An 18,620-nucleotide genomic window follows, 5' to 3' on the forward strand; every position below is an offset into this window, starting at 1 on the left:
CTGGAGAGCACGACGCTGATGCTCAGGGGCGTCGAGCCGGGACGGTGACCGTGGCTTCGAGCCACTGGTCGAAGCTCGGCCCGACCAGGTGCCCGTCCTCGCCGGGCAGCAGCACACCGTCGCGTACCAGCTCGCCGACAGGTGCGCCGTCGACCTGGACCGGGTCACCGGCCCGCTCGGCGTAGGCGGCCGACAGCCGGGCCAGCGTCTCCCGCCGAGGACCGGCGACCTCGACGAGGTCGCCCTCGATCTCGCCGGTGGCCACGGCGAGAAGCACCTCGACCATCGCGTCGACGGCCACGGGCTGCGTGACCAGGTCCGGCACGGTGGTGCGGTCACCGTCGCGGCCCCAGCCGATCGCCTGGCGGGCGATGTCGTGGAACTGGGCGGACCGGACCACGTGCGGGCCGGGCGCGTGGGCGACGCAGGCCAGCTCCTGGGCGTACTTGGCGCGGTAGTAGCCGTCGAAGCCGGTGCCCGCCTCGGTGTCGGACTCGGCGATCTTGTCCACGCCGATGATCGAGAGGACGACGGTGCGGCGTACTCCTGCCTCGTGGGCTGCCGCACCGAGGTTGGTGGCGGCAGCGGTGAAGAAGGCGGTGGCGCCCTCTTCGTCGAGCGACGGGCTCTGCACGACGTCGACGAGCGCCTCGGCGCCGGCCAGTGCGTCAGCGAGGCCGGCCGGCTGGAGCACGTCGGTGCCGGACTCCTTGGACAGCCCGACGACCTCGTGGCCGGCCGCCTGAGCGGCCTTGGCGAGTGCCGATCCGACGAGGCCGCTGACTCCGGCGATGGCGATACGCATGGTGGTTCTCCTTGTTGGTGGGACGTTCACGGCCCGATGAGGCCGAGCTGGATGGCGATGGGGGAGAGCGAGAAGCCGCCGGCGACGAGGACGGCGACGGCCATGGCGGCCGCCTTCGCTGCCTGACGCCGCTTGGCGGTCAGCGTCCAGCCGAGGGTCTGCAGGGAACTCCAGGTGCCGTGCCACAGGTGCATCCCGAGGACGAGCATCGCGGCGAGGTAGAGGGCGGTGGACCACCAGACGCTGAACGTGTCGACCACCAGGTTGAACGGGTCGTTCGTCGGGCCGCCGCGTACGTTGACCTTGCCGATCGTGAAGTTGGCCAGGTGCCACCCGAGGAAGAGGAAGATCACCAGGCCACCGGTGAGCATCGTGCGCGAGGCGAGCGACGAGGCGCGCCGCGGCGGCCGGGCGGCATAGCGGCCCCCTGCGCGGCGGGCACGTCGGGCGAGGACGATCGCGCTGGAGACATGCGCCACCAGAGCGCCGATCAGCCCGACGCGCATGATCCAGAGCAACCCGGAGCGGGGGAAGATCGGCTCGCCCAGGGTGCGCAGGTGCTCGGCGTACTCGTTGTACGCATCGTGGCCGCTGAACGCCTTCAGGTTGCCGTAGACGTGACCGAGCACGAACGCGATGAACATCAGGCCGCTGATGGCCATGACGAGCTTCAGCGTGATGGTCGAGGACCATGCCCGGCGTCGCGATATCGAAGTGTGCACACCCAGTTGACCGGGCAGGGCCGCCATCTGTGACACCTCGTCGCCGATCCATCTGAAAATGAGCATTGTCAAATTCGCTGGGTCGTCTTAGGGTCGGCGTTGTCCGGTTCGCCTGGAGAGAAGTGGTCTGTCATGGTCAAGCGTTCTGCTGTCATCCGTGCCGCCGTGGGGCTGCTCGCGGCCTCGACCCTGCTGATCGCCCCACCGGCGCAGGCGGCGGGAGGCGTCAACGACGCCGCGTGCCGGCCATCGGCCGACCACCCCAACCCGGTCGTCTTCCTGCACGGCCTGGGAGCCAACAAGGACGAGGACCTCAACTTCCTCCAGGCCGACGTGGCAGCGCAGGGCCACTGCACCTACAGCCTGACCTACGGCACCGGCGCGTACGGCCCGTTCGTCGGCGGGGTGGGGGACATCGCCAGGTCGGCGGCTCAGATCAAGGCCTTCGTCCAGGAGGTGCTGGCACAGACCGGCGCCGCGAAGGCCGACCTGGTCGGCCACTCCGAGGGAGGGTTCCAGACCCTCTACGTCACCAAGACCCAGGGGATCTCCGACCGGATCGACAAGGTCGTCGCCATCGCGCCGCCGACCCACGGCACCACCTTCGCCGGCATCTACCGGCTCGGCATGGCCCTGGGCGCAGACGAGCTGGCCGGACAGGTCCTGACCACCTTCGGCTGCATCGCCTGCACCCAGCTGGTCACCGACGGCAGCGCCGTACGCACCCTGACGAACGGCCCGATCGCGCAGCCCGGCGTGACGTACACGATCATCCAGTCCAGGTACGACGAGCTCGTCACGCCCACCGAGACCGCGTTCGTGCGCGAGCCGGGCGTCACCAACACCTACGTGCAGGACGTCTGCCCGCACGACCCGGTCGGCCACATCGGCGAGGCCTACGACACCAACGTCTGGCACCTGGTCGAGAACGCGCTCGACCCGGCCGATGCCGCCCCCTTCGCCTGCTCGGTCGGGTCGCCCGGCTGATGGCGCAGGAGGGCCGTTCGTACGGCGGGCTGACCCGCGAGGAGCGTGACGCCCAGCGCCGTCAGCGGCTTCTGGAGACCGCCAAGGAGATCATCGGCACGCAGGGCTACGCGGCGACCACGATCCCTGGTGTCTGTGCCGCCTCGAAGGTGTCGACCCGGCACTTCTACGAGATCTATCCCGGCAAGGAGGATCTCTTCGTCGACCTCTACGACCGGATCACCGCCGACTCCTACGCCCGAGTGGCCGCGTCGTTGGCGGCGACCGCCGGTGAGCCGATCTTCGAGCGGGTGCCGGCAGCGGTGCTGGCCTATCTCGACCCGATGCTCAAGGATCCGCGCGTCGCCCGGATCGCGTTCGTGGAGATCATGGGCGCGAGCCCACGCATCGAGAAGCTCCGGCTCGACTACCGCGAGACCCTGGTCGACATCGTGGGCACCGAGTGCGCCGCCTCCGTGGGCCGGGGCGAGATCCTCGATCGTGACTGGCGCTTCGCCGCGCTGGCCCTCGTGGGTGCGGTGACCGCCATCGTCTACGACTGGGCGCTGCATCAGCCGCGCTCGAGCCGCGAGGCGCTGGAGACCCAGCTGGCCGACCTCGCGCTCGTTCTGCTGACCGCCGACCCGCCGGGCTGAGGCCGCCCGTGTATCTCCTCGCCACGTGGGTACCGACAAGTTGTACAGCGATGAGGAGGAACACATGTTCAAGAAACCAGGATTGCTGGCTGCCTTCGGTATCGGCTATGTCCTCGGCGCTCGCGCTGGACGTGAGCGCTACGACGCGATGGTCGGCAAGGCACAGGAGCTGTGGCACGACCCGCGTGTCCAGGAGAAGGCGCACCGCGCTCGGATCGTGGCCGAGGAGAAGGCGGACATGGCCAAGCACACCATCCAGGACAAGATGCCTGGCGACTCCACGCCGCCGTCGGCATCCACCCCGACCACCCAGACGACGCCGAGCACCCCGCGTCCCCACACCACCACCACGGACCCGGTGACCGACATGCCGCGGGGGTGGGAGTCGTGACGCTTCATCATCAGACCGACGCATCGATGGGTGAGCTGGTCTCGCGACTCTCCACGGAGATGTCCAGCCTCATGCGAGGCGAGCTCGAGCTCGCCCGCCTCGAGCTGACCGAGAAGGCCAAGCACACCGGCAAGGGGGCCGGGGCGTTCGGTGCCGCCGGCCTGGTGGCTCTCTACGGCGTCGGGGTCCTGATCGCCGCGGCGATCCTCGCCCTGGCGCTGGTCATGGACGCCTGGCTGGCCGCGGTGCTGGTCGGAGTCGTGCTCCTGGTCATCGCCGGCGGCATCGGCCTGTTCGGGAAGAAGCAGGTCTCCGAGGGGACCCCGATGAAGCCCGAGCGCGCCACCGAGAACCTCAGGCGGGACGTGGACGCCGTCAAGCACCGCCACGCCGAGGACCACACCCCGAGGAGTACGCCATGACGAACCACCACGTCACCCGACCCGCCGGGACCGGCGACGACAGCATCGCCGCGGTCGAGGCCGATCTGGACACCACCCGACACGAGATGGCCGACACCCTCGACGAGCTCGCCGCCCGGCTGGACGTGAAGACACGGGGGAAGGAGAAGGCTCACGAGCTCAAGCAGCGTACGCAGGTGGCTGTCAGGTCTCGAGACGTACAGATCCGAAGCGGCATCATCGCCGCGATCGTGCTCAGCCTGATCCTGATGCTGGCCCGGAGGAAGCGTCGGCTCAGCGCCGCCGAGTAGGCCGGGTCAGTCGGTCGAGAAAGGCGACGAGGAGCGCCTCGCGCATCGCGGCGGAGGCCAGGTCGAGCATCGCGTTGACCTCGGCCATCCGCTGCGGTAGCGCGAGGTCGCCCTCTGCGCCAGCCGCACCGACCAGCCCGGCGGCGAGCAGCAGGCCGTCGAAGTCCTCCTCCGACAAGGAGAACGGGTCGAGGTCGCCGATGAACGTGGCGACGGCCGGGTCGACGGTGACCGGACCGGCCGCCACAGCGGCCGCGACCGCCTTGCCGAGAGCGGCGAGAAGCTCCGGTACGTGGGGGAGCGTCGCCGCGCTCACGGACAGGTGGATCGTGGCGGGGGAGCCGGCGAAGGACATCTGCGGCTGGACGTACCAGCCACGCGCCGCCATCTCGTCGCAGACCGTGAACGGGTCGCAGCTGCCGTCGGTCGTGAGCGCGAGAAGCGTCGAGTCGGGAGTGCTGACCACGGCGAGCTCGGGCATCTCGCCGACCCCGTCGCGGATCCGGTCCACCGCCTCGAAGACGTCGCGGGCGAGCCGCTCGTACCCCTCATCGCCCAACGAGCGCAGCACCGCCCAGGCGCCGGCCAGCGGTCCGCCCGACTTCGTCGACTGCATCGTGGAGTTGAGCATGGTGTAGCCCGGCCAGGCGGCCGAGGCGAAGAACTGCGGCCGCCTCAGCTCCGGGGTGCGATGCAGCAGCACCGAGGTGCCCTTCGGGGCGTAGGCGTACTTGTGCAGGTCGACCGAGATCGAGGTGACACCCTCGACCGCGAAGGTCCAGGCCGGTACGTCCCGCCCCAGCCGCGTCGCATAGGGCAGCACCCAGCCACCGATGCATGCGTCGACGTGGCAGCGGATCCCGCGCTCGGCCGCGGCGGCCGCGATCGCGGTGACCGGATCGACGACCCCGTGCGCGTAGGACGGCGCCGAGGCGACGACCAGCACGGTGCGCTCGTCCATCGCCGCGGCCATCGCGGCCGGATCCGCCCGGAAGTCGGGCCCGACCGGCACCAGCACCGGCTCGACCCCGAAGTAGTGCGCCGCCTTGTGGAAGGCGGCGTGCGCGGTCGAGGGGAGCACCATCCGCGGCCGCTCGACCCCGGGATGGGCGTCGCGCGCGGCCTGCACCGCGAGCAGCACCGACTCGGTGCCACCGGAGGTGACCGTGCCGACCACGGACTCGGGAGCGTCGAGGAGGTCGGCGGCCATGCCGACCACCTCGGTCTCCATCCGGAGCAGGCTCGGGAACGCGGTCGGGTCCAGGCCGTTCGAGCCGGCGTAGGCCGCGACCGCCTCGCGGCCGATCCGGTCGATGTCGGGCAGGCCGGAGTCGTAGACGTAGGCGAGCGTGCGGCCACCGTGCACCGGCAGGTCGGCTGCCTGCATCGAACGGAGCTGGGTCAGGGCGTCGGTCATACGGTCAAGGTCCCATCAACGTCGTCGGCAGTGAGCGAGTAGCGCCGCAGCCACAGCAGGCTGAGCAGAGCCAGGCAGGCCGGCAGCACCGAGAAGCCGAGCGTGATCGCGGTCAGTGCCGAGTCCGGCTGGGCGACGTCGGTCCCGGTCGAGGAGCGGTAGCCGCCGAGCGCGAGCACCGCGGCGTAGACACCGGGTCCGAGCGCGAGCCCGAGGGTCTCACCGGCGGTCCAGACACCGGTGTAGACGCCGATCCGGCTCGACCCGCTGCGCCGGGCGTCGACAGCGGCCGCGTCGGGGAGCATCGCCATCGGGAACACCTGGCACCCGGCGTACCCGGTCCCGACCAGCACCACCGCGGCATAGACCAGGGCCACCGGTGCGGTCTGCGCGGTCGCGGCGAGCAGCGCGCCGGCGGCGAGGACGACCGAGGCGGCGACGTACCCGTGCTTCTTGCCGATCCTGGCGCCGAGCGCCGCCCACGCGGGGGTGAGCAGCAGCGCGGGACCGACAAAGCAGACGAACAGGATGGTGGCCGCCCCGTCGCGGCCGATCACGTCGCCGGCGAGGTAGTCGACGCCGGCGAGCATCGCGCCGAACGCGACGGCCTGGATCACGAACGTGATGAGCAGCCGGCGGAAGTCGGGCGCCGCCGCGACGATCTTCAGGTGGTCGCGCAGGCTGCCCGGCCCCGGCTGGACGGTGTGGACCGGCGCCCGGCGGGTGCCGACGTACGCACTGAACACCCCGGCCAGGATGAGCACCGCCATCACCACGCCCATCACCCGGTAGCCGTCGCGGCCACCGACGGCGTCGCGGATCATCGGCGCGGTGGCGCCGGCGAGCAGGATGGTGAGCGCCAGGATCGCGACCCGCCAGGTCATCAGCCGGGTGCGTTCGTCATAGGACTCGGTCAGCTCGGCGGGCATGGCGACATAGGGCACCTGGAAGAACGCGTACGCCGTCGCGCAGGCCAGGAACAGGATCAGCACCCACAGCGCCTCGAGTCCGGTCGCCATCGACGGCGCCGCGAACAGCAGCGCGAACGTCACCGCCAGCCCGATCCCGGCCCGGCGCAGCCACGGTCGCCGCGGCCCCCTCGGGTCGACCGTCCGGTCGCTGATCCGGCCCGCGATCGGGTTCAGCACGACATCCCACGCCTTCGGCGCGAACACGATGAAGCCCGCGGCCAGGGCGGCGATGCCGAGGCTGTCGGTCAGGTAGGGGAGCAGCATCAGGCCCGGGATGGTGCCGAACGTGCCGGTCGCCACGGAGCCGGAGCCGTAGCCGATCCGTACGCAGAGCGGGAGGGTCGGGCTGGCGGGCATGCCGGACATAGTGCCGTGGGTGAGCCCCCGGCGTCCGGGATTTCGCCTCATCCTCACCACAGGTAGCGGCGTACGAAAGCCTCCTTGACCGGTCCGCCGTGGGCGAACGCGGCGTCCACGGTCTCCTCGAGCGTGAGTGCCGAGAACGAGGTGTCGCCGTCGACGAGAAGGTCCGCGTACGCCGCGGCTGCCTGCGTGAAGCTCACGTTGCGAGTCGGGTGGAGCAGGACGTAGCGGGTCTGAGGAGTCCACTGGTCGGGGTGGTTCCGCATCGTGAGCGCGAGGAGGTGATCGCGCCAGATCTGGCGCAGCCCGGTGTCGAGGACCTTGTCCTGCCAGCCCGGCTTGAACACGCCGGAGGACTCCGCGGCAGCGATCAGGAAGTCGGTCTGGTCCTGGTGGCGGGCGCCGGCATCCGGGCTGTCGGCCCGCGGCCTGGGGTCCTTGACGGAGTGCTCGTGATACTTCGTCTCGACGCCGATCACGGTCAGCGGCGCGTTCGGTCGCCCGAGCACCAGCGCGACGTCGAAGGCGGTGCGGTCACGGGTGTAGCGATCGCTGCCTCGTCCCGGAGACCATTCGAAGAGGATCGCCGGCATCTCGGCATCCGGCACGCCGAAGAGCTCCGCGAGCTGGCGCCGGGAGGCATGGTTCTCCGGCAGGGACGCCTCGCCGAAGAGGTTGAACGCCATCGGCATCGAGGACAGCAGGTCGCGATAGAGGCGTTTCGCGTCGAGGGTCTGGCGATCCTGCTTCTCCGCGACCCGCGCTCTGGCGATCCGGTGGATCTCCGGGGTGAGGAAGTTCGCGCCTGCCTCCGCGTCGCCGTCGTGGAGCCTGGTGCCGTTTGGGATGTCCTCGACCGGGGTCTCGTCGAAGGTCCGCCTCCCCGCGTGGGCGCCGAAGGAGACGATGCCGAGCTCATCGACCGCCCAGCGATGCTGCCGCCACCGGGCCTCCCGCTTGAACGCGGTCATCATCTGCCCGCCCGCCTTGTCGGCGTCGAACCAGCAGCCGGCGTCCTTCAGGTCATCTTGCGACGGCATCATCGATGTCACCGTGATCGTCCTTCCTCGGGGATGCCGTGATCATCGAGGCCCGAATCCTCCACGCGCGGCCGCACGAAACGGCTCATACCCCGCGTTGGGTACGTGGTGCCGATCCCGTCCATCGCCGGCCGGCTCTGCCTCGGGTCGTGGAGGTGCCGAGTAGGTTGGCGCCATGCCGCTCGAGACCGGTGCCGTCGCGCCCGACTTCACGCTCCCCGCCCAGGACGGTACGTCCGTCACCCTCTCGTCACTGATCGAGAAGGGCCCCGTGGTGCTCTTCTTCTACCCGGCCGCCGAGACGGCGGTGTGCACCAAGGAGGCCTGCCACTTCCGTGATCTCGCCGGCGAGTTCGAGGCGCTCGGCGCCCACCGGCTCGGGATCAGCAAGGACAGCGTGGAGAAGCAGGCCGGCTTCGCCGCCAACCACGACCTCGACTATCCCGTCCTCTCCGATCCCGCTGGGTCGGTCGCTGAGCTCTACGGCGTGAAGCCCAGCCTCCTCGGCAAGCTCGGGCCGCTGCAGCGTACGACCTTCGCCATCGGCACCGACGGACGGATCAAGACCGTCGTCGAGGCGATGCTGAAGGCCGAGATCCACGCCGACGAGGCCCTCGCCGCTCTCAGGGATGACGTGGAATGACAGCCACCATCGCCGTCACCGGGGCCACCGGCTTCGTCGGCGGTGCCGTCGCCCGCGCGCTCAGTGCCGACGCCGCACTCCGACTTCTCGTACGTGACACCGCCAGAGCCCCCGAGATCCCCGGATCCGACGCGTTCGCGGTCACCTACGGCGACAGGGAGGCCGCGGTGCGGGCGCTCGACGGCGTACAGACCGTGCTCATGGTCTCGGCCGCCGAGTCGGCCGACCGCCTGGAACAGCACCTCACCTTCGTCGACGCCGCCGCGTCGGCCGGGGTCGAACACATCGTCTACACGTCCTTCTTCGGTGCCGCGCCGGATGCCGTCTTCACGCTCGCGCGCGACCACTTCGCGACCGAGGAGCGGATCAAGGCGAGCGGGATGGGCTACACCCTGCTGCGCGACAACTTCTACCTCGACTTCCTCCCGTCGTTGGTCGGCGAGGATGGCGTCATCCGGGGTCCGGCCGGCAACGGGCGCTTCGCGGCGGTCGCACGGGCCGACGTGGCGCGCTCCGCGGTGGCGACGCTCACGGCGCCGCAGCATCACCGAGGGCTCACCTACGACCTCACTGGCCCCGAGGCGCTCACTATGAGCGAGGTCGCCGACATCCTCACCGAGCATCGTGGGAGTGAGGTGCGCTATCACGACGAGACGATCGAGGAGGCCTACGCGTCGCGCCGCCGCTGGGAGGCGCCCGACTGGCAGTACGACGCCTGGGTCTCCACCTATACCGCGATCGCCGCAGGTCAGCTCGACGGAGTCAGCAGCGCGGTAGCCACTCTCACCGGGCGGGATCCTCTGAGCCTTCGCGACCACCTCGCCGCCGGCTAGCCGGCGGCGTCATCCCCTGCGGACCAGGCTGACCGAGTCCATAGCGGGTCCGTCGACGCGATAGACCAGACCAAAGCCTTCGCCGTCGAGGTGGGCCAGCGTCCTGTCCATGTCGGCTCGCTGGCCGCGGATGGCGTCCGCGGGGATGACCCGACCCTGGCGTGAGGCGTTCCGCGCGAGACACTCCTCGAGCGAGACGTCGAGGGCGATGACGACCGTCTCGACCCCGACCCTCTCGGCCAGGTCGAGGTTGCGACGGCGGGCGCTCTGATGGACGTTGGTCGCGTCGATGACCGCGATCCTGCCGGCCTCCAGGCGTGCCTGAGCGATGTAGCGGACGAGCTCGAAGGCCTGCGGGGTGACCGACTGATCCTCTTCGGAGTCGGTGATGAGGGCACGACAGTGGTCGCTGGAGATGACCTCGTACGGCCCGAAGACTCGCTTGGCGAAGGTCGACTTCCCCGATCCCGACGGACCGACGAGGAGGACCAGGCTGGGAGCGCCGATCGTGAGGGTGCCACCGGCAGGTACGTCGATCACGCGCCAACCGTACTGGGCGCATCGTCGAAACCTCGTACGGGTCGCTTCCCGCTCCTCTACGGTTGCGGGGTTCGAATCACGAGGAGGACGCGTTGGATTACACGCCGGTTCAGATCGGTACGTCGACCATCCTGATCGAGTCGTCGGACGACGGGCCTGGCGGAGGGATCGACGGGTTCGGTGACGAGTTCGGCACCACCGAGACCGGCAGCCGGCTCGAGGACGCCTACGGATCGCTCAAGCGGATGCTTCAGGACGTCTCGGCGGATCTCGGGAGCGCGCTCGCGACGTCCCCGGACGGGCCGAGCTCGGTCTCGCTGGAGCTCGCGTTCTCGTTCACCAGCGGCGCCGACGTGTGGGTCATGAAGGCGCAGGGTCAAGGGTCAGTGAAAGCCACGTTGACCTGGGACTTCGACCGATCTTGATGGGCGTCGGCGAGCTGCTCGCGCAGGCGACCTGCGCGGTCCGGGCGAGCAAGGACGGACGTACGATCGGCACCGCCTGGCTGGGCACCGACGAGGGCCATCTCCTGACCGCGGGCCACGTGGTCGCACCCCTCGCGTCGCAGGGCGAGGTGTGGGTGAGGTTCCCCGATGCCGAGACCGACGAGCGCGCCACCTTCGTGATCCAGCCGGTCCACGACAAGCCCGCCGCGCTGGACTTCGCGGTGCTGAGGCTCGATCGGCCGAATGGCCGGCGGCCACTGCCGTTCACCCTCGTGACGCAGGCCGACGGGCTGGTGCGTGCGCGTGGCTACGGCGACAACCTCCGCAACGCGCAGAGCGGCGGCACAGGCGTGCTGACGCCCGCCGGGAACTATCTGCGCACCAGCAGCTCGTGGGCCTACTACTTCCAGTACGAGACGACGACCCTGGCGGTCACCGGGTTCAGCGGCGCCGCGGTCTACAGCGACCTCGCCGGCGCGGTGATCGGCATCCAGGTCGAGGCCGAGGGCGGCCGCCAGGCGTTCGCGATGCCGCTGGCCCGGATCGTCGACTACTGGGAGGAGCTCGTCGGCGCGGCGGTGCGACCGACCCGCGGTCGCTGCGTCCTGCTGCAGCCGAGCACCACAACCGAGGCCCAGCGCGACATCGTCCGCGAGCGGATCCTGCGTCCGGTGCTGGAGCAGCTGAACCTCGCTCTGTACGTCTCGGAGCCGTCCGGAATGCGAGGCGAGGACCTCAAGCAGCTCGAGCTCGCCGACGTCGTGATCGCCGACGTCACCAATGCCGACCCGGAGGTCGTCTATGAGCTCACCGTTGCCCAGGGCCTTGGCACCCCGGACGTCGTCATCAGGGACCGGAGCACGGACTCACTGGCCGGCCGGATCTTCGACGTCCTGAACCTGGATCTCGACGACGTCGATGCGTCGAGACGTACGGTCGAGCAGCGGCTGCTCTCGGTGAGGTCGATCTTCGAGGCGCTGGGGGAGAACCCGACGACCAACCCGATGACCACCTTCTTCAAGGCGCCGCTGACCCAGATCTCGGTCGCCAACGCCCTGGCCGCGGGCTACGCGAGGAACTTCGTGCTCCCCGTCGCCAACGCGCTGCTGGAGATCAGCACGGGACGAGGGCCGGGCGGCGTGACCGTCGACGGTGTCGAGCTGTCCGCCGAGCGGCTCCGGGACGTCACCGTCACGGTCGTGGTGCCGAAGCGGCTGGAGTGGTGCAGCGACGACTTCATCGATCTCGAGCTCGCTCAGACCGGCCTGGTCGTCCCCGCGACCGTGACCCACCCGGACTTCTCGCGACCACGGCCGCTGAAGTGCCTTCCGCTCGTCGACGGCGAACCGGTGCGACTCCTCGACGTCTTCCCGACCACCCTGTCCACCGTCGCCGAGTCCATCGACGAGCGCTTCGACGTCGACCCCCACCGGCGTACGAGCGACCACTGGATGGCGCTGGAGCAGAAGGAGATCGACCGCTTCCAGAGCAAGCTCATCAAGCGCATCCGCTCCGCTGGTGACCGCCGCGTCGGCCCCCGGTTCCTCCGCGACGTCATCCGCGTCTCCACCGCCGCGGCGGTGTTCCCGGACCTCACCTGACGTCGGGGGATGCTCGCCGCCACGTCGGGTACCGCCTCGGCATGGTTGCATTCGGATACACCCTGATGACCGAACAGGCGGGCCCGAGTGACCTCGTGCGCCACGCCGTCGCCGCCGAGGAGGCGGGCTTCGACTTCCTTGCGATGAGCGACCACTACTCGCCCTGGCTGGTCGAGCAGGGGCACGCTCCGTACGCATGGAGCGTGCTGGGCGCAGTCGCACAGGCCACGCAGCGGATCCCGTTGATGACGTACGTGACCTGCCCAACGATGCGCTACCACCCCGCTGTCGTCGCTCAGAAGGCCGCCACCGTGCAGGCGCTCTCGGAAGGACGGTTCACGCTCGGCCTCGGCAGCGGAGAGAATCTCAACGAGCACATCGTGGGCGCCGGCTGGCCGACCGTGCACACCAGGCACGAGATGCTTGCCGAGGCGATGGAGATCATCTCCGCACTCTTCGACGGCGAGCTCGTCGACTACCGAGGTGAGCACTTCGAGGTCGATGCTGCGCGGCTCTGGGACCTGCCCAGCACCCGGGTGCCCGTCGGGCTGGCGGTCGGCGGCCCCGAGGTGTCCGAGCGTTGCGCTGCCCTGGCCGACCACCTGATCGCCGTGGAGTCTGATGCGGCTCTGGTGAAGGCGTGGAACGACGTCGCAGGAGCGCCGAGTATCGGATCCGGGGGCACCCGGGCCATCGGCCAGACCCCGATCAGCTGGGACCCTGCCGACGCGGACGCAGCCATCCAACGGGCTCACCGCCAGTTTCGCTGGTTCGGCGGTGGCTGGCCGGTCAACAGCGAGCTTCCGACCACGGCGAGCTTCACCGCGGCATCGCAGTTCGTACGTCACGAGGACATCGCCTCATCGATCCCGTGCGGTCCCGACGTCGATGCGATCATCGAGGGGATCCGGCCCTTCTGGGAGGCCGGATTCACCGACGTCGCTCTCGTCCAGGTCGACGGGTCGACGAACGACCAGTTCCTGGCCGAGGCGGCCGGACCTCTGCTCGACGCGCTGCGCTCGGCGTCGGGCTGAACCTCAGCCTCCGCGGCTCCGGCGTCGGCGACCCTCACCCCCGGGAGAGGCTCGCCAGCACCTTGTGCGCGGCTTGCTCGCCCGACGCAGCGGCGTCGGCCAGCGACGGCATGTCGAGGGCATAGTCGCCGGCCAGGTGGACGGGCCCGAGGTTCTGCTTGAGGGTCTCGAGCGATGCCCAGCCGCCGGGTCCCCAGAACGGCACGACCCGCGGGTGTCGACGGAGGATGCCCGCGTCGATCTTGCCCTCGAGCTCCGGGTAGACCTCGAGAAGGTCCGCGGTGAACCGCGCGACGATCTCCTCGTCGGTGAGCTCGAAGAGCCTGTCGGCCTCGGCGCCTCCTGCGAAGCAGGCCAGTGCGCCGCCGGGCTTGCGGACGTTCCCGCGGCGTACCGCGGCCGCGTGGTTGAAGATCGCCTGGAACGAGCGCCCCGGGGTCGACACCGCGAGGAAGTCGTCCCAGCGCTGGGGCTTGCCCTCCTCGTGGGTGAAGAAGCCAACCACCACGTAGCGGCCATAGTGGATCGACTCGAACGCCGTCCGGTAGGCCGCCGGCAGCCCGGGCATGATCTTGACCGCGACGTCCGCGGGCACCGCCACGATCGCCTGGCGCGCCCTCAGGCGGGCTGGCCCGTCGGCGTCCTGGTAGTCGACGACCACGCCGTCGGCGGTCCACTCCACGGAGCTCACCGGTGAGCTGAGCCGGATCCTGTCGCCGAGATCCTCGGTGAGGATGTCGGTCAGCGTCTGATTGCCGCCATGTGGCAGCGTCAGGTTCGGCACCTTCTCGGGATCGGTGAGCAGGATGCCCATCGAGAAGACGAACTGCCGCGCTGCCGTCTCCTCGGGCTCACAGCCCATCCACTGCCCGGACCACGACCGCACCATCTCGCGTGTGAGGTCGGACGAGACGCCCTTCAGGACGAAGTCCGCGCGCCGGCGGTCGAGCTTTGCGCGGACACGGTTGGCCCACCGGTTCTTGTCGCTCATCTCGAGGAACGGCACGTTCGCCAGGATGCGAGTGCCGACCACCGCCAGGCCGAGTCGGTCGCGCCAGGTCATCTTCGACCGGAACATCAGGGCGAAGGGGTTCGAGGTGTCGACCTGCTTGCCGCCCAGGTGCAGGGCGACCGACTTGCCCTCCAGGGTTCCGAGCGGGACCCGGTGACGGTGGAGCGCCTCGATCAGCGGCCCGGTGCCTTCGGTGAACTGGGTGCCGACGTTGATCCAGTAGTCGCCCTGGCGGACGGTGTCGACGCGGCCGCCGGACCGGTTGCTCGCTTCGAGGACGACGACGTCTCGGTCGGCCAGCGTGGTCGCTGCCATCAGGCCGGCGATGCCGGCGCCGATCACGACGACCTCGTGGGTCTCGTCGCGGCGCTTGGATGGTGTGCCCATGTCGTCAGCTCGCCTTCGTAGCGGTGTGTTCGGTGCGATCGAGCGCCGCGGAGATCGAGGCGACGAGGCGCTCGGTCGCCTGCTTGCAGCTCGGGCTGACCGCGGTGTAGGAGATGTAGCCGTGGACCTGGCCAGGCTCGCGGTCCACCTGAGCGGGGACGCCGGCCTCCAGAAGCGCGGTCGCGTACGCGAGCCCGTCGTCGTGGAGCGGGTCGAACCCAGCCAGGTTGACGATCGCGGGTGGAAGTCCGGCCAGGCTGGAGGCCCGGTACGGTGAGACGCGCGAGTCCGCCGGATCGGTCCCCTCCGGCAGGTAGTTCTTGACGAACCAGGCGACCTGCTTGGCCGACAGCGCGGGGGATCCCGCGAACTCGTCCTGGGAGGGGCGGTGCTCCACCAGATCGGTCACCGGCTGGATGAGCACTTGGAGCATGGGCTGCGCGTCCTCGCCCCGCACCTGCTGGCACAGGACGGCGGCGATGTTGCCGCCGGCGCTCTCTCCGGCGACGACGATGCGATGCGGGTCCACGCCCCAGTCCGCAGCGTGCTCGACGACGTACCGCCAGGCAGCGACCGCGTCGTCCTGTGCTGCCGGGAAGGGCGCGTCCGGCGCCAAGCGGTACTCGACCGACACGACGTCTGCTCCGGTGCCGTGCGCGAACATGCGCGCCGGGGCGGTGTAGCTGGCGCGGCTGCCGATCACGAAGCCTCCACCGTGGAAGAAGAGGATCAGCCCTCGCGACGGGGTGCCGTTGCTGTAGCGGGTGAGCTGGACCTCGTCCGAGACCTCGATCTCCTCCTCGACGGCGCACGGCTCGACGCGGGACGCGAAGAGGATCAGGTCACGCTCTGTCGTGGCGCGGGCCTCAGCGGGCGGAAGGTCGCTGTAGTCCGGTCCGGACTCGCCCAGCTTCATGAGAAGGGCGACGTCGGGCGCCATGGTGTCGCCGGCCGTGTTGGTCGCGGTCCGCGCCAGCATCCGCTGCAGGCTCGCTGGCAGACGGCTCAGGAAGACGAGGAAGGCCCGCTGGAAGCGCTGGCTCAATGTGAAGTGTTCCCCGCTCATGAGGCAACCTCGACGCTGGTCAGGTGCGGGGCCGAGCGCTTCTCGGAGAACTGGATGTCCTGGTCGAGCAGCTTCCCCTTGAAGAGTCGGTTGTCCTTGACGAAGGTCGTGTGCATCTGCCAGGGCAGGCCGGTGCCCTGGCGCGGGAGCTCCGCCCGGGCCCGCTGCATGTAGCCGGCCGAGAGGTCGAAGAGGTCCTGCTTGGGCATGCCCTCCGGCGCGACGGGCAGGGCGATGTCGTAGCCCTTCCTGTCCATCTCGCGGATCAGCTCGATGGCGAGGCGGGCGACGTTGCGGATGCGGAGGGTCCAGGTCGCCTTGGTGAAGCCGAGCATCATCGCCCAGTTGGGAACGCCGGAGATCAGGGAGCCGCGGTAGAGCACCTGGTCAGCGATCTTGACCGGGGCGCCGTCCACGGTCGGCTGGATGCCGCCCAGCATCTGCATGACCAGGCCGGTCGCGGTGACGATGATGTCGGCCTCGAGCTTCTTGCCGGACTCGAGCAGGATGCCCTCGGGGACGAACCGCTCGATCTGGTCGGTCACGACGTCGGCGCTCCCGTCGCGGATCGCCTCGAAGAAGTCGCCGTCGGGGGTCGCACAGAGACGCTGCTCCCACGGGTTGTACGGCGGCGCGAAGTGGGTGTCGACGTCGAACCCCTTCGGGAGCTCCTTGGCGGTCATACTGCGCAGGAGCTTGCGCCCGAAGTTCGGGAACTTCACCAGCGTCGTCACGAGGAAGTGGTCGCGCCAGATGTTCTTGAACCGCGTGAGGCGGTACCCGAGCTTCTTGCCGAAGACCTTCAGCAGGAACTGGGCGATCTTGTCCACCTGGGGCATCGACGCGACGTAGCTCGGGGTGCGCTGGAGCATGGTGACGTGGCCGGCCGCTCCCTCGCCGGTCAGCATCGCGGGAAGCATCGTCACGGCGGTCGCACCGCTGCCGATGATGACCACGCGCTTGCCGCTGTAGTCGTAGTCCTCGGGCCAGTGCTGCGGGTGGAGGATGTCGCCCTGGAAGTCCTCGCGGCCCTCGAACCGCGGCTCGAAGCCCTCGTCGTAGTTGTAGTAGCCGGTGCCGCTGAAGACGAACCCGGCCCGGACGACCTTCTCGGACTCGTTGCCCGCCTCGTCGGTCACGGTGACGTGCAGGGTCCATTCCGCGTCCTCGCTGGACCAGTCGGCAGCGGTGACCTTGTGACCCAGGCGAAGGCTCTTGTCCAGCCCGAACTCGTCGACGGTCTCCCGGATATACCCGCGGATCAGGTCACCGCCGGCGATCGCCTCCTTGTGCAGCCACGGCTTGAAGTCGTAGCCGTAGGTGTGCACCGAGTCGTCGGAGCGGATGCCCGGGTAGCGGAACAGGTCCCAGGTGCCGCCGACCGAGGCGCGGGCCTCGAGCAGGAGGAAGTCCTTGTCGGGGAACGCCTCCGTCAGGTGCTTCGCCACGCCGATGCCGGAGAGGCCGGCGCCGATGACGACGATGTCGGCGTACTCCGTCGCGATGGTCTGGTTCATTGCTGCACTTCCTTCTCAGTGGTGGGTCTGGTGACTGGCGGTACGACGGGCGCGGGCGAGGCGGTCAACGGCGAGGAATGCCACGAACACCCCTGCCACTGCCACGACCGCGACGTACGACATCGCGTCGAGCGGTGGGGCCGGTGGGTTGACGAGGCCGTTGAGGTACATCCACGCCATCGCGGCGGCGCCGAGGCCGGCGCCGACGACGGTGAGCGGGCTGAGCCGTCCCTCGCGGCTGAGCAGTCGCAGGGCGCCGGCACAGATGAGCAGGTACGGGACGACCCAGAAGTAGACGATGAGCGTCGCGACCGAGTTGTAGACGCCGACGATGTCGTCGGGGTTGAGCGCGACCATGACCAGGATCGCTCCCAGGCCGAGGGCGCAGATCGTGAGGACGGCGACAGCGGGGCTGTGGTGGCGCGGGTGGATCCGGCCGGCGCGGGCGGGCAGCAGGCCGTCGGCAGCGAGGGTCGCGACGAATCGTGAGCCGTAGTTGACGAACCCGATGAGGGCAGCGAAGGTCGCGACCGCGAGCACCAGGTCGGTCGCGCTCGCCACCCTGCTGCCGAGCCCGCCCTCGACGGCGAGCGCGGCGGCGGGGGAGGTGCCGGCTGCAAGTGCGTCGCTCGCGGCGACGAGGGCGGGCACCTGAAGCAGGGTGGCCACGACGTACAGCGCGCCCAGGCCGACCGGCACGCACATGACCGCGAGCGATACGGATCGTCGGGCGTCCCGGGTCTCGGCGGCGAGCGCCGTGCTGCTCTCGAAGCCGACGAGGAAGACGGCGCCTGCGGCGACCCCTTGGAAGATGCCGCTCGGTGTGGCTCCCTCGAGGGACAGCTGGGCACCGAGATCGAGGCCCGCGCTGGCGGCGGCGGCCACGGTGATGACCAGCATCAGCGGCACGGAGATGACGGCCAGTGTGACCGCCGTACGCACCGAGGTGTCCAGCCCCCGGTAGGCGATCGTTCCGGCGATCAGCACGGCGGCGCTGTAGATCAGCATCTGCACGCCGACGTCGAAGCTCGCCTCGAATCCGAGGGAGAGCAGGAAGCTGCCGGAGAAGAGGCCCACCAGGAAAGCGATCGCGCCGATCTGCGCGACGTAGCCGAGGAAGAGCGCGGCGCCCGCCAAGATCCGAGCCCACGGGCCGAAGACGTGCGGCAGGTAGGAGTAGATCGATCCGGTGACTACGTAGCGTCGGGCGAAGGCGATGACCGAGAGCCCGACGAGGCTCGTGGCGACGGCCGCGATCAGAGCGCCCAGCCAGCTGCCGTTGCCGGCGGTGACGAGCACGAGGGCCGGGACCGAGGCCAGCCCGACGGGCGGGACGTACGACGCAAGCGCCAGCGCGACGAGCTGATTGCGGCTGAGATGGCCCCGGTCGAGGCGGTCGACAGGAGGAGCGTCCTCCGGTGCGACCGGCCCGCCGGGAGACGCGCTGCTGGTCGTCATGTCCTGATCCCTTCTGCCGAAGCAAAGTTAGTCATTTGAT

At 69.8% G+C, this 18,620-nt stretch carries 20 protein-coding genes; 10 read left to right on the top strand and 10 right to left on the bottom strand.

Features of this window, described 5'->3' with window-relative positions:
• Nucleotides 1-22 precede the first annotated feature (22 nt).
• Entirely contained in the window at nucleotides 23-805 is a 783-nt protein-coding gene (locus OH802_RS15595; protein ID WP_406019880.1) for an NAD(P)H-binding protein, read from the bottom strand.
• Nucleotides 806-831: 26 nt separating this feature from the next.
• Nucleotides 832-1,554 carry a succinate dehydrogenase cytochrome b subunit gene (locus OH802_RS15600; protein ID WP_406019882.1) on the bottom strand — a complete coding sequence of 241 codons (723 nt, stop codon included), beginning with the start codon at nucleotides 1,552-1,554 and terminating at the stop codon, nucleotides 832-834.
• A 105-nt stretch (nucleotides 1,555-1,659) separates the two neighbouring features.
• Here OH802_RS15600 and OH802_RS15605 point away from each other — a divergent pair, with 105 nt between their 5' ends.
• The 5 genes from OH802_RS15605 (at nucleotide 1,660) to OH802_RS15625 (ending at nucleotide 4,252) form a co-directional block, all read left to right on the top strand.
• Nucleotides 1,660-2,514: an esterase/lipase family protein gene (locus tag OH802_RS15605; RefSeq protein ID WP_406019884.1), complete on the top strand. Its 855-nt coding sequence runs from the start codon at nucleotides 1,660-1,662 to the stop codon at nucleotides 2,512-2,514.
• The gene (locus OH802_RS15610) at nucleotides 2,514-3,149 is read left to right on the top strand and encodes a TetR/AcrR family transcriptional regulator (protein ID WP_406019886.1); all 636 of its coding nucleotides are present in this window, start codon (nucleotides 2,514-2,516) and stop codon (nucleotides 3,147-3,149) included. Before OH802_RS15605 ends, OH802_RS15610 begins: the two co-directional genes overlap by 1 nt.
• Before the next feature lie 64 nt (nucleotides 3,150-3,213).
• On the top strand, nucleotides 3,214-3,540 hold the full coding sequence (locus OH802_RS15615; RefSeq protein ID WP_406019888.1) for a hypothetical protein: 327 nt from the start codon (nucleotides 3,214-3,216) through the stop codon (nucleotides 3,538-3,540).
• A complete protein-coding gene (locus OH802_RS15620) occupies nucleotides 3,537-3,962 on the top strand; it encodes a phage holin family protein (RefSeq protein WP_406019890.1) in 426 nt (141 codons plus the stop codon). Before OH802_RS15615 ends, OH802_RS15620 begins: the two co-directional genes overlap by 4 nt.
• The gene (locus tag OH802_RS15625) at nucleotides 3,959-4,252 is read left to right on the top strand and encodes a DUF3618 domain-containing protein (RefSeq protein ID WP_406019892.1); all 294 of its coding nucleotides are present in this window, start codon (nucleotides 3,959-3,961) and stop codon (nucleotides 4,250-4,252) included. The genes OH802_RS15620 and OH802_RS15625 overlap by 4 nt, the downstream gene beginning before the upstream one ends.
• On the opposite strand, the gene OH802_RS15630 is transcribed toward OH802_RS15625, so the two are convergent.
• Genes OH802_RS15630 through OH802_RS15640 form a run of 3 tightly spaced genes read right to left on the bottom strand, consistent with a single transcriptional unit; the run spans nucleotide 4,236 to nucleotide 8,046 of the window.
• Nucleotides 4,236-5,669, bottom strand: coding sequence for a pyridoxal phosphate-dependent decarboxylase family protein (locus OH802_RS15630; RefSeq protein WP_406019894.1), 1,434 nt, complete (start codon nucleotides 5,667-5,669; stop codon nucleotides 4,236-4,238). The genes OH802_RS15625 and OH802_RS15630 overlap by 17 nt on opposite strands.
• The gene (locus OH802_RS15635; protein ID WP_406019896.1) at nucleotides 5,666-6,997 is read right to left on the bottom strand and encodes an MFS transporter; all 1,332 of its coding nucleotides are present in this window, start codon (nucleotides 6,995-6,997) and stop codon (nucleotides 5,666-5,668) included. Before OH802_RS15635 ends, OH802_RS15630 begins: the two co-directional genes overlap by 4 nt.
• 53 nt (nucleotides 6,998-7,050) lie before the next feature.
• On the bottom strand, nucleotides 7,051-8,046 hold the full coding sequence (locus OH802_RS15640; protein ID WP_406019898.1) for a PGN_0703 family putative restriction endonuclease: 996 nt from the start codon (nucleotides 8,044-8,046) through the stop codon (nucleotides 7,051-7,053).
• Nucleotides 8,047-8,218: 172 nt separating this feature from the next.
• Between OH802_RS15640 and OH802_RS15645 the strand changes: the two genes are divergently transcribed.
• Both OH802_RS15645 and OH802_RS15650 read left to right on the top strand, forming a co-directional pair.
• A complete protein-coding gene (locus OH802_RS15645; RefSeq protein ID WP_355019840.1) occupies nucleotides 8,219-8,686 on the top strand; it encodes a peroxiredoxin in 468 nt (155 codons plus the stop codon).
• The gene (locus OH802_RS15650; RefSeq protein ID WP_406019900.1) at nucleotides 8,683-9,519 is read left to right on the top strand and encodes an SDR family oxidoreductase; all 837 of its coding nucleotides are present in this window, start codon (nucleotides 8,683-8,685) and stop codon (nucleotides 9,517-9,519) included. Before OH802_RS15645 ends, OH802_RS15650 begins: the two co-directional genes overlap by 4 nt.
• 9 nt (nucleotides 9,520-9,528) lie before the next feature.
• On the opposite strand, the gene OH802_RS15655 is transcribed toward OH802_RS15650, so the two are convergent.
• Nucleotides 9,529-10,059, bottom strand: a complete 531-nt coding sequence (locus OH802_RS15655) for an AAA family ATPase (protein ID WP_406019902.1) — start codon at nucleotides 10,057-10,059, stop codon at nucleotides 9,529-9,531.
• A 92-nt stretch (nucleotides 10,060-10,151) separates the two neighbouring features.
• On the opposite strand from OH802_RS15655, the gene OH802_RS15660 reads away from it, so the two are divergent.
• The 3 genes from OH802_RS15660 to OH802_RS15670 are packed head-to-tail and all read left to right on the top strand — an operon-like array spanning nucleotide 10,152 to nucleotide 13,140.
• Entirely contained in the window at nucleotides 10,152-10,484 is a 333-nt protein-coding gene (locus tag OH802_RS15660) for a CU044_2847 family protein (protein ID WP_406019904.1), read from the top strand.
• Nucleotides 10,484-12,106: an STING domain-containing protein gene (locus tag OH802_RS15665; protein WP_406019906.1), complete on the top strand. Its 1,623-nt coding sequence runs from the start codon at nucleotides 10,484-10,486 to the stop codon at nucleotides 12,104-12,106. The genes OH802_RS15660 and OH802_RS15665 overlap by 1 nt, the downstream gene beginning before the upstream one ends.
• Before the next feature lie 41 nt (nucleotides 12,107-12,147).
• Nucleotides 12,148-13,140: a TIGR03557 family F420-dependent LLM class oxidoreductase gene (locus OH802_RS15670; protein ID WP_406019908.1), complete on the top strand. Its 993-nt coding sequence runs from the start codon at nucleotides 12,148-12,150 to the stop codon at nucleotides 13,138-13,140.
• A 34-nt stretch (nucleotides 13,141-13,174) separates the two neighbouring features.
• Here OH802_RS15670 and OH802_RS15675 read toward each other — a convergent pair whose 3' ends face one another.
• The 4 genes from OH802_RS15675 to OH802_RS15690 are packed head-to-tail and all read right to left on the bottom strand — an operon-like array spanning nucleotide 13,175 to nucleotide 18,580.
• A complete protein-coding gene (locus OH802_RS15675; RefSeq protein ID WP_406019910.1) occupies nucleotides 13,175-14,539 on the bottom strand; it encodes a flavin monoamine oxidase family protein in 1,365 nt (454 codons plus the stop codon).
• Nucleotides 14,540-14,543: 4 nt separating this feature from the next.
• A complete protein-coding gene (locus OH802_RS15680; protein WP_406019912.1) occupies nucleotides 14,544-15,605 on the bottom strand; it encodes an alpha/beta hydrolase in 1,062 nt (353 codons plus the stop codon).
• Nucleotides 15,602-17,122, bottom strand: a complete 1,521-nt coding sequence (locus OH802_RS15685) for a flavin-containing monooxygenase (RefSeq protein ID WP_406019914.1) — start codon at nucleotides 17,120-17,122, stop codon at nucleotides 15,602-15,604. The genes OH802_RS15680 and OH802_RS15685 overlap by 4 nt, the downstream gene beginning before the upstream one ends.
• 15 nt (nucleotides 17,123-17,137) lie before the next feature.
• Nucleotides 17,138-18,580 (bottom strand): APC family permease, encoded by a 1,443-nt coding sequence (locus OH802_RS15690; RefSeq protein ID WP_406019916.1) that lies wholly within the window; start codon nucleotides 18,578-18,580, stop codon nucleotides 17,138-17,140.
• Nucleotides 18,581-18,620 lie beyond the last annotated feature (40 nt).

The organism is Nocardioides sp. NBC_00850, assembly GCF_045207335.1.
Lineage (GTDB): Bacteria > Actinomycetota > Actinomycetes > Propionibacteriales > Nocardioidaceae > Nocardioides.

Excerpts from the sequence above, each read along its gene's own strand:
- OH802_RS15675 (WP_406019910.1), bottom strand. The coding sequence starts at position 14,539 with ATGGGCACACCATCCAAGCGCCGCGACGAGACCCACGAGGTCGTCGTG.
- OH802_RS15650 (WP_406019900.1), top strand. The coding sequence starts at position 8,683 with ATGACAGCCACCATCGCCGTCACCGGGGCCACCGGCTTCGTCGGCGGT.
- OH802_RS15665 (WP_406019906.1), top strand. The coding sequence starts at position 10,484 with ATGGGCGTCGGCGAGCTGCTCGCGCAGGCGACCTGCGCGGTCCGGGCG.
- OH802_RS15645 (WP_355019840.1), top strand. The coding sequence starts at position 8,219 with ATGCCGCTCGAGACCGGTGCCGTCGCGCCCGACTTCACGCTCCCCGCC.
- OH802_RS15680 (WP_406019912.1), bottom strand. The coding sequence starts at position 15,605 with ATGAGCGGGGAACACTTCACATTGAGCCAGCGCTTCCAGCGGGCCTTC.
- OH802_RS15610 (WP_406019886.1), top strand. The coding sequence starts at position 2,514 with ATGGCGCAGGAGGGCCGTTCGTACGGCGGGCTGACCCGCGAGGAGCGT.
- OH802_RS15635 (WP_406019896.1), bottom strand. The coding sequence starts at position 6,997 with ATGCCCGCCAGCCCGACCCTCCCGCTCTGCGTACGGATCGGCTACGGC.
- OH802_RS15690 (WP_406019916.1), bottom strand. The coding sequence starts at position 18,580 with ATGACGACCAGCAGCGCGTCTCCCGGCGGGCCGGTCGCACCGGAGGAC.
- OH802_RS15685 (WP_406019914.1), bottom strand. The coding sequence starts at position 17,122 with ATGAACCAGACCATCGCGACGGAGTACGCCGACATCGTCGTCATCGGC.
- OH802_RS15600 (WP_406019882.1), bottom strand. The coding sequence starts at position 1,554 with ATGGCGGCCCTGCCCGGTCAACTGGGTGTGCACACTTCGATATCGCGA.
- OH802_RS15615 (WP_406019888.1), top strand. The coding sequence starts at position 3,214 with ATGTTCAAGAAACCAGGATTGCTGGCTGCCTTCGGTATCGGCTATGTC.
- OH802_RS15670 (WP_406019908.1), top strand. The coding sequence starts at position 12,148 with ATGGTTGCATTCGGATACACCCTGATGACCGAACAGGCGGGCCCGAGT.
- OH802_RS15625 (WP_406019892.1), top strand. The coding sequence starts at position 3,959 with ATGACGAACCACCACGTCACCCGACCCGCCGGGACCGGCGACGACAGC.
- OH802_RS15640 (WP_406019898.1), bottom strand. The coding sequence starts at position 8,046 with ATGATGCCGTCGCAAGATGACCTGAAGGACGCCGGCTGCTGGTTCGAC.
- OH802_RS15630 (WP_406019894.1), bottom strand. The coding sequence starts at position 5,669 with ATGACCGACGCCCTGACCCAGCTCCGTTCGATGCAGGCAGCCGACCTG.
- OH802_RS15595 (WP_406019880.1), bottom strand. The coding sequence starts at position 805 with ATGCGTATCGCCATCGCCGGAGTCAGCGGCCTCGTCGGATCGGCACTC.
- OH802_RS15605 (WP_406019884.1), top strand. The coding sequence starts at position 1,660 with ATGGTCAAGCGTTCTGCTGTCATCCGTGCCGCCGTGGGGCTGCTCGCG.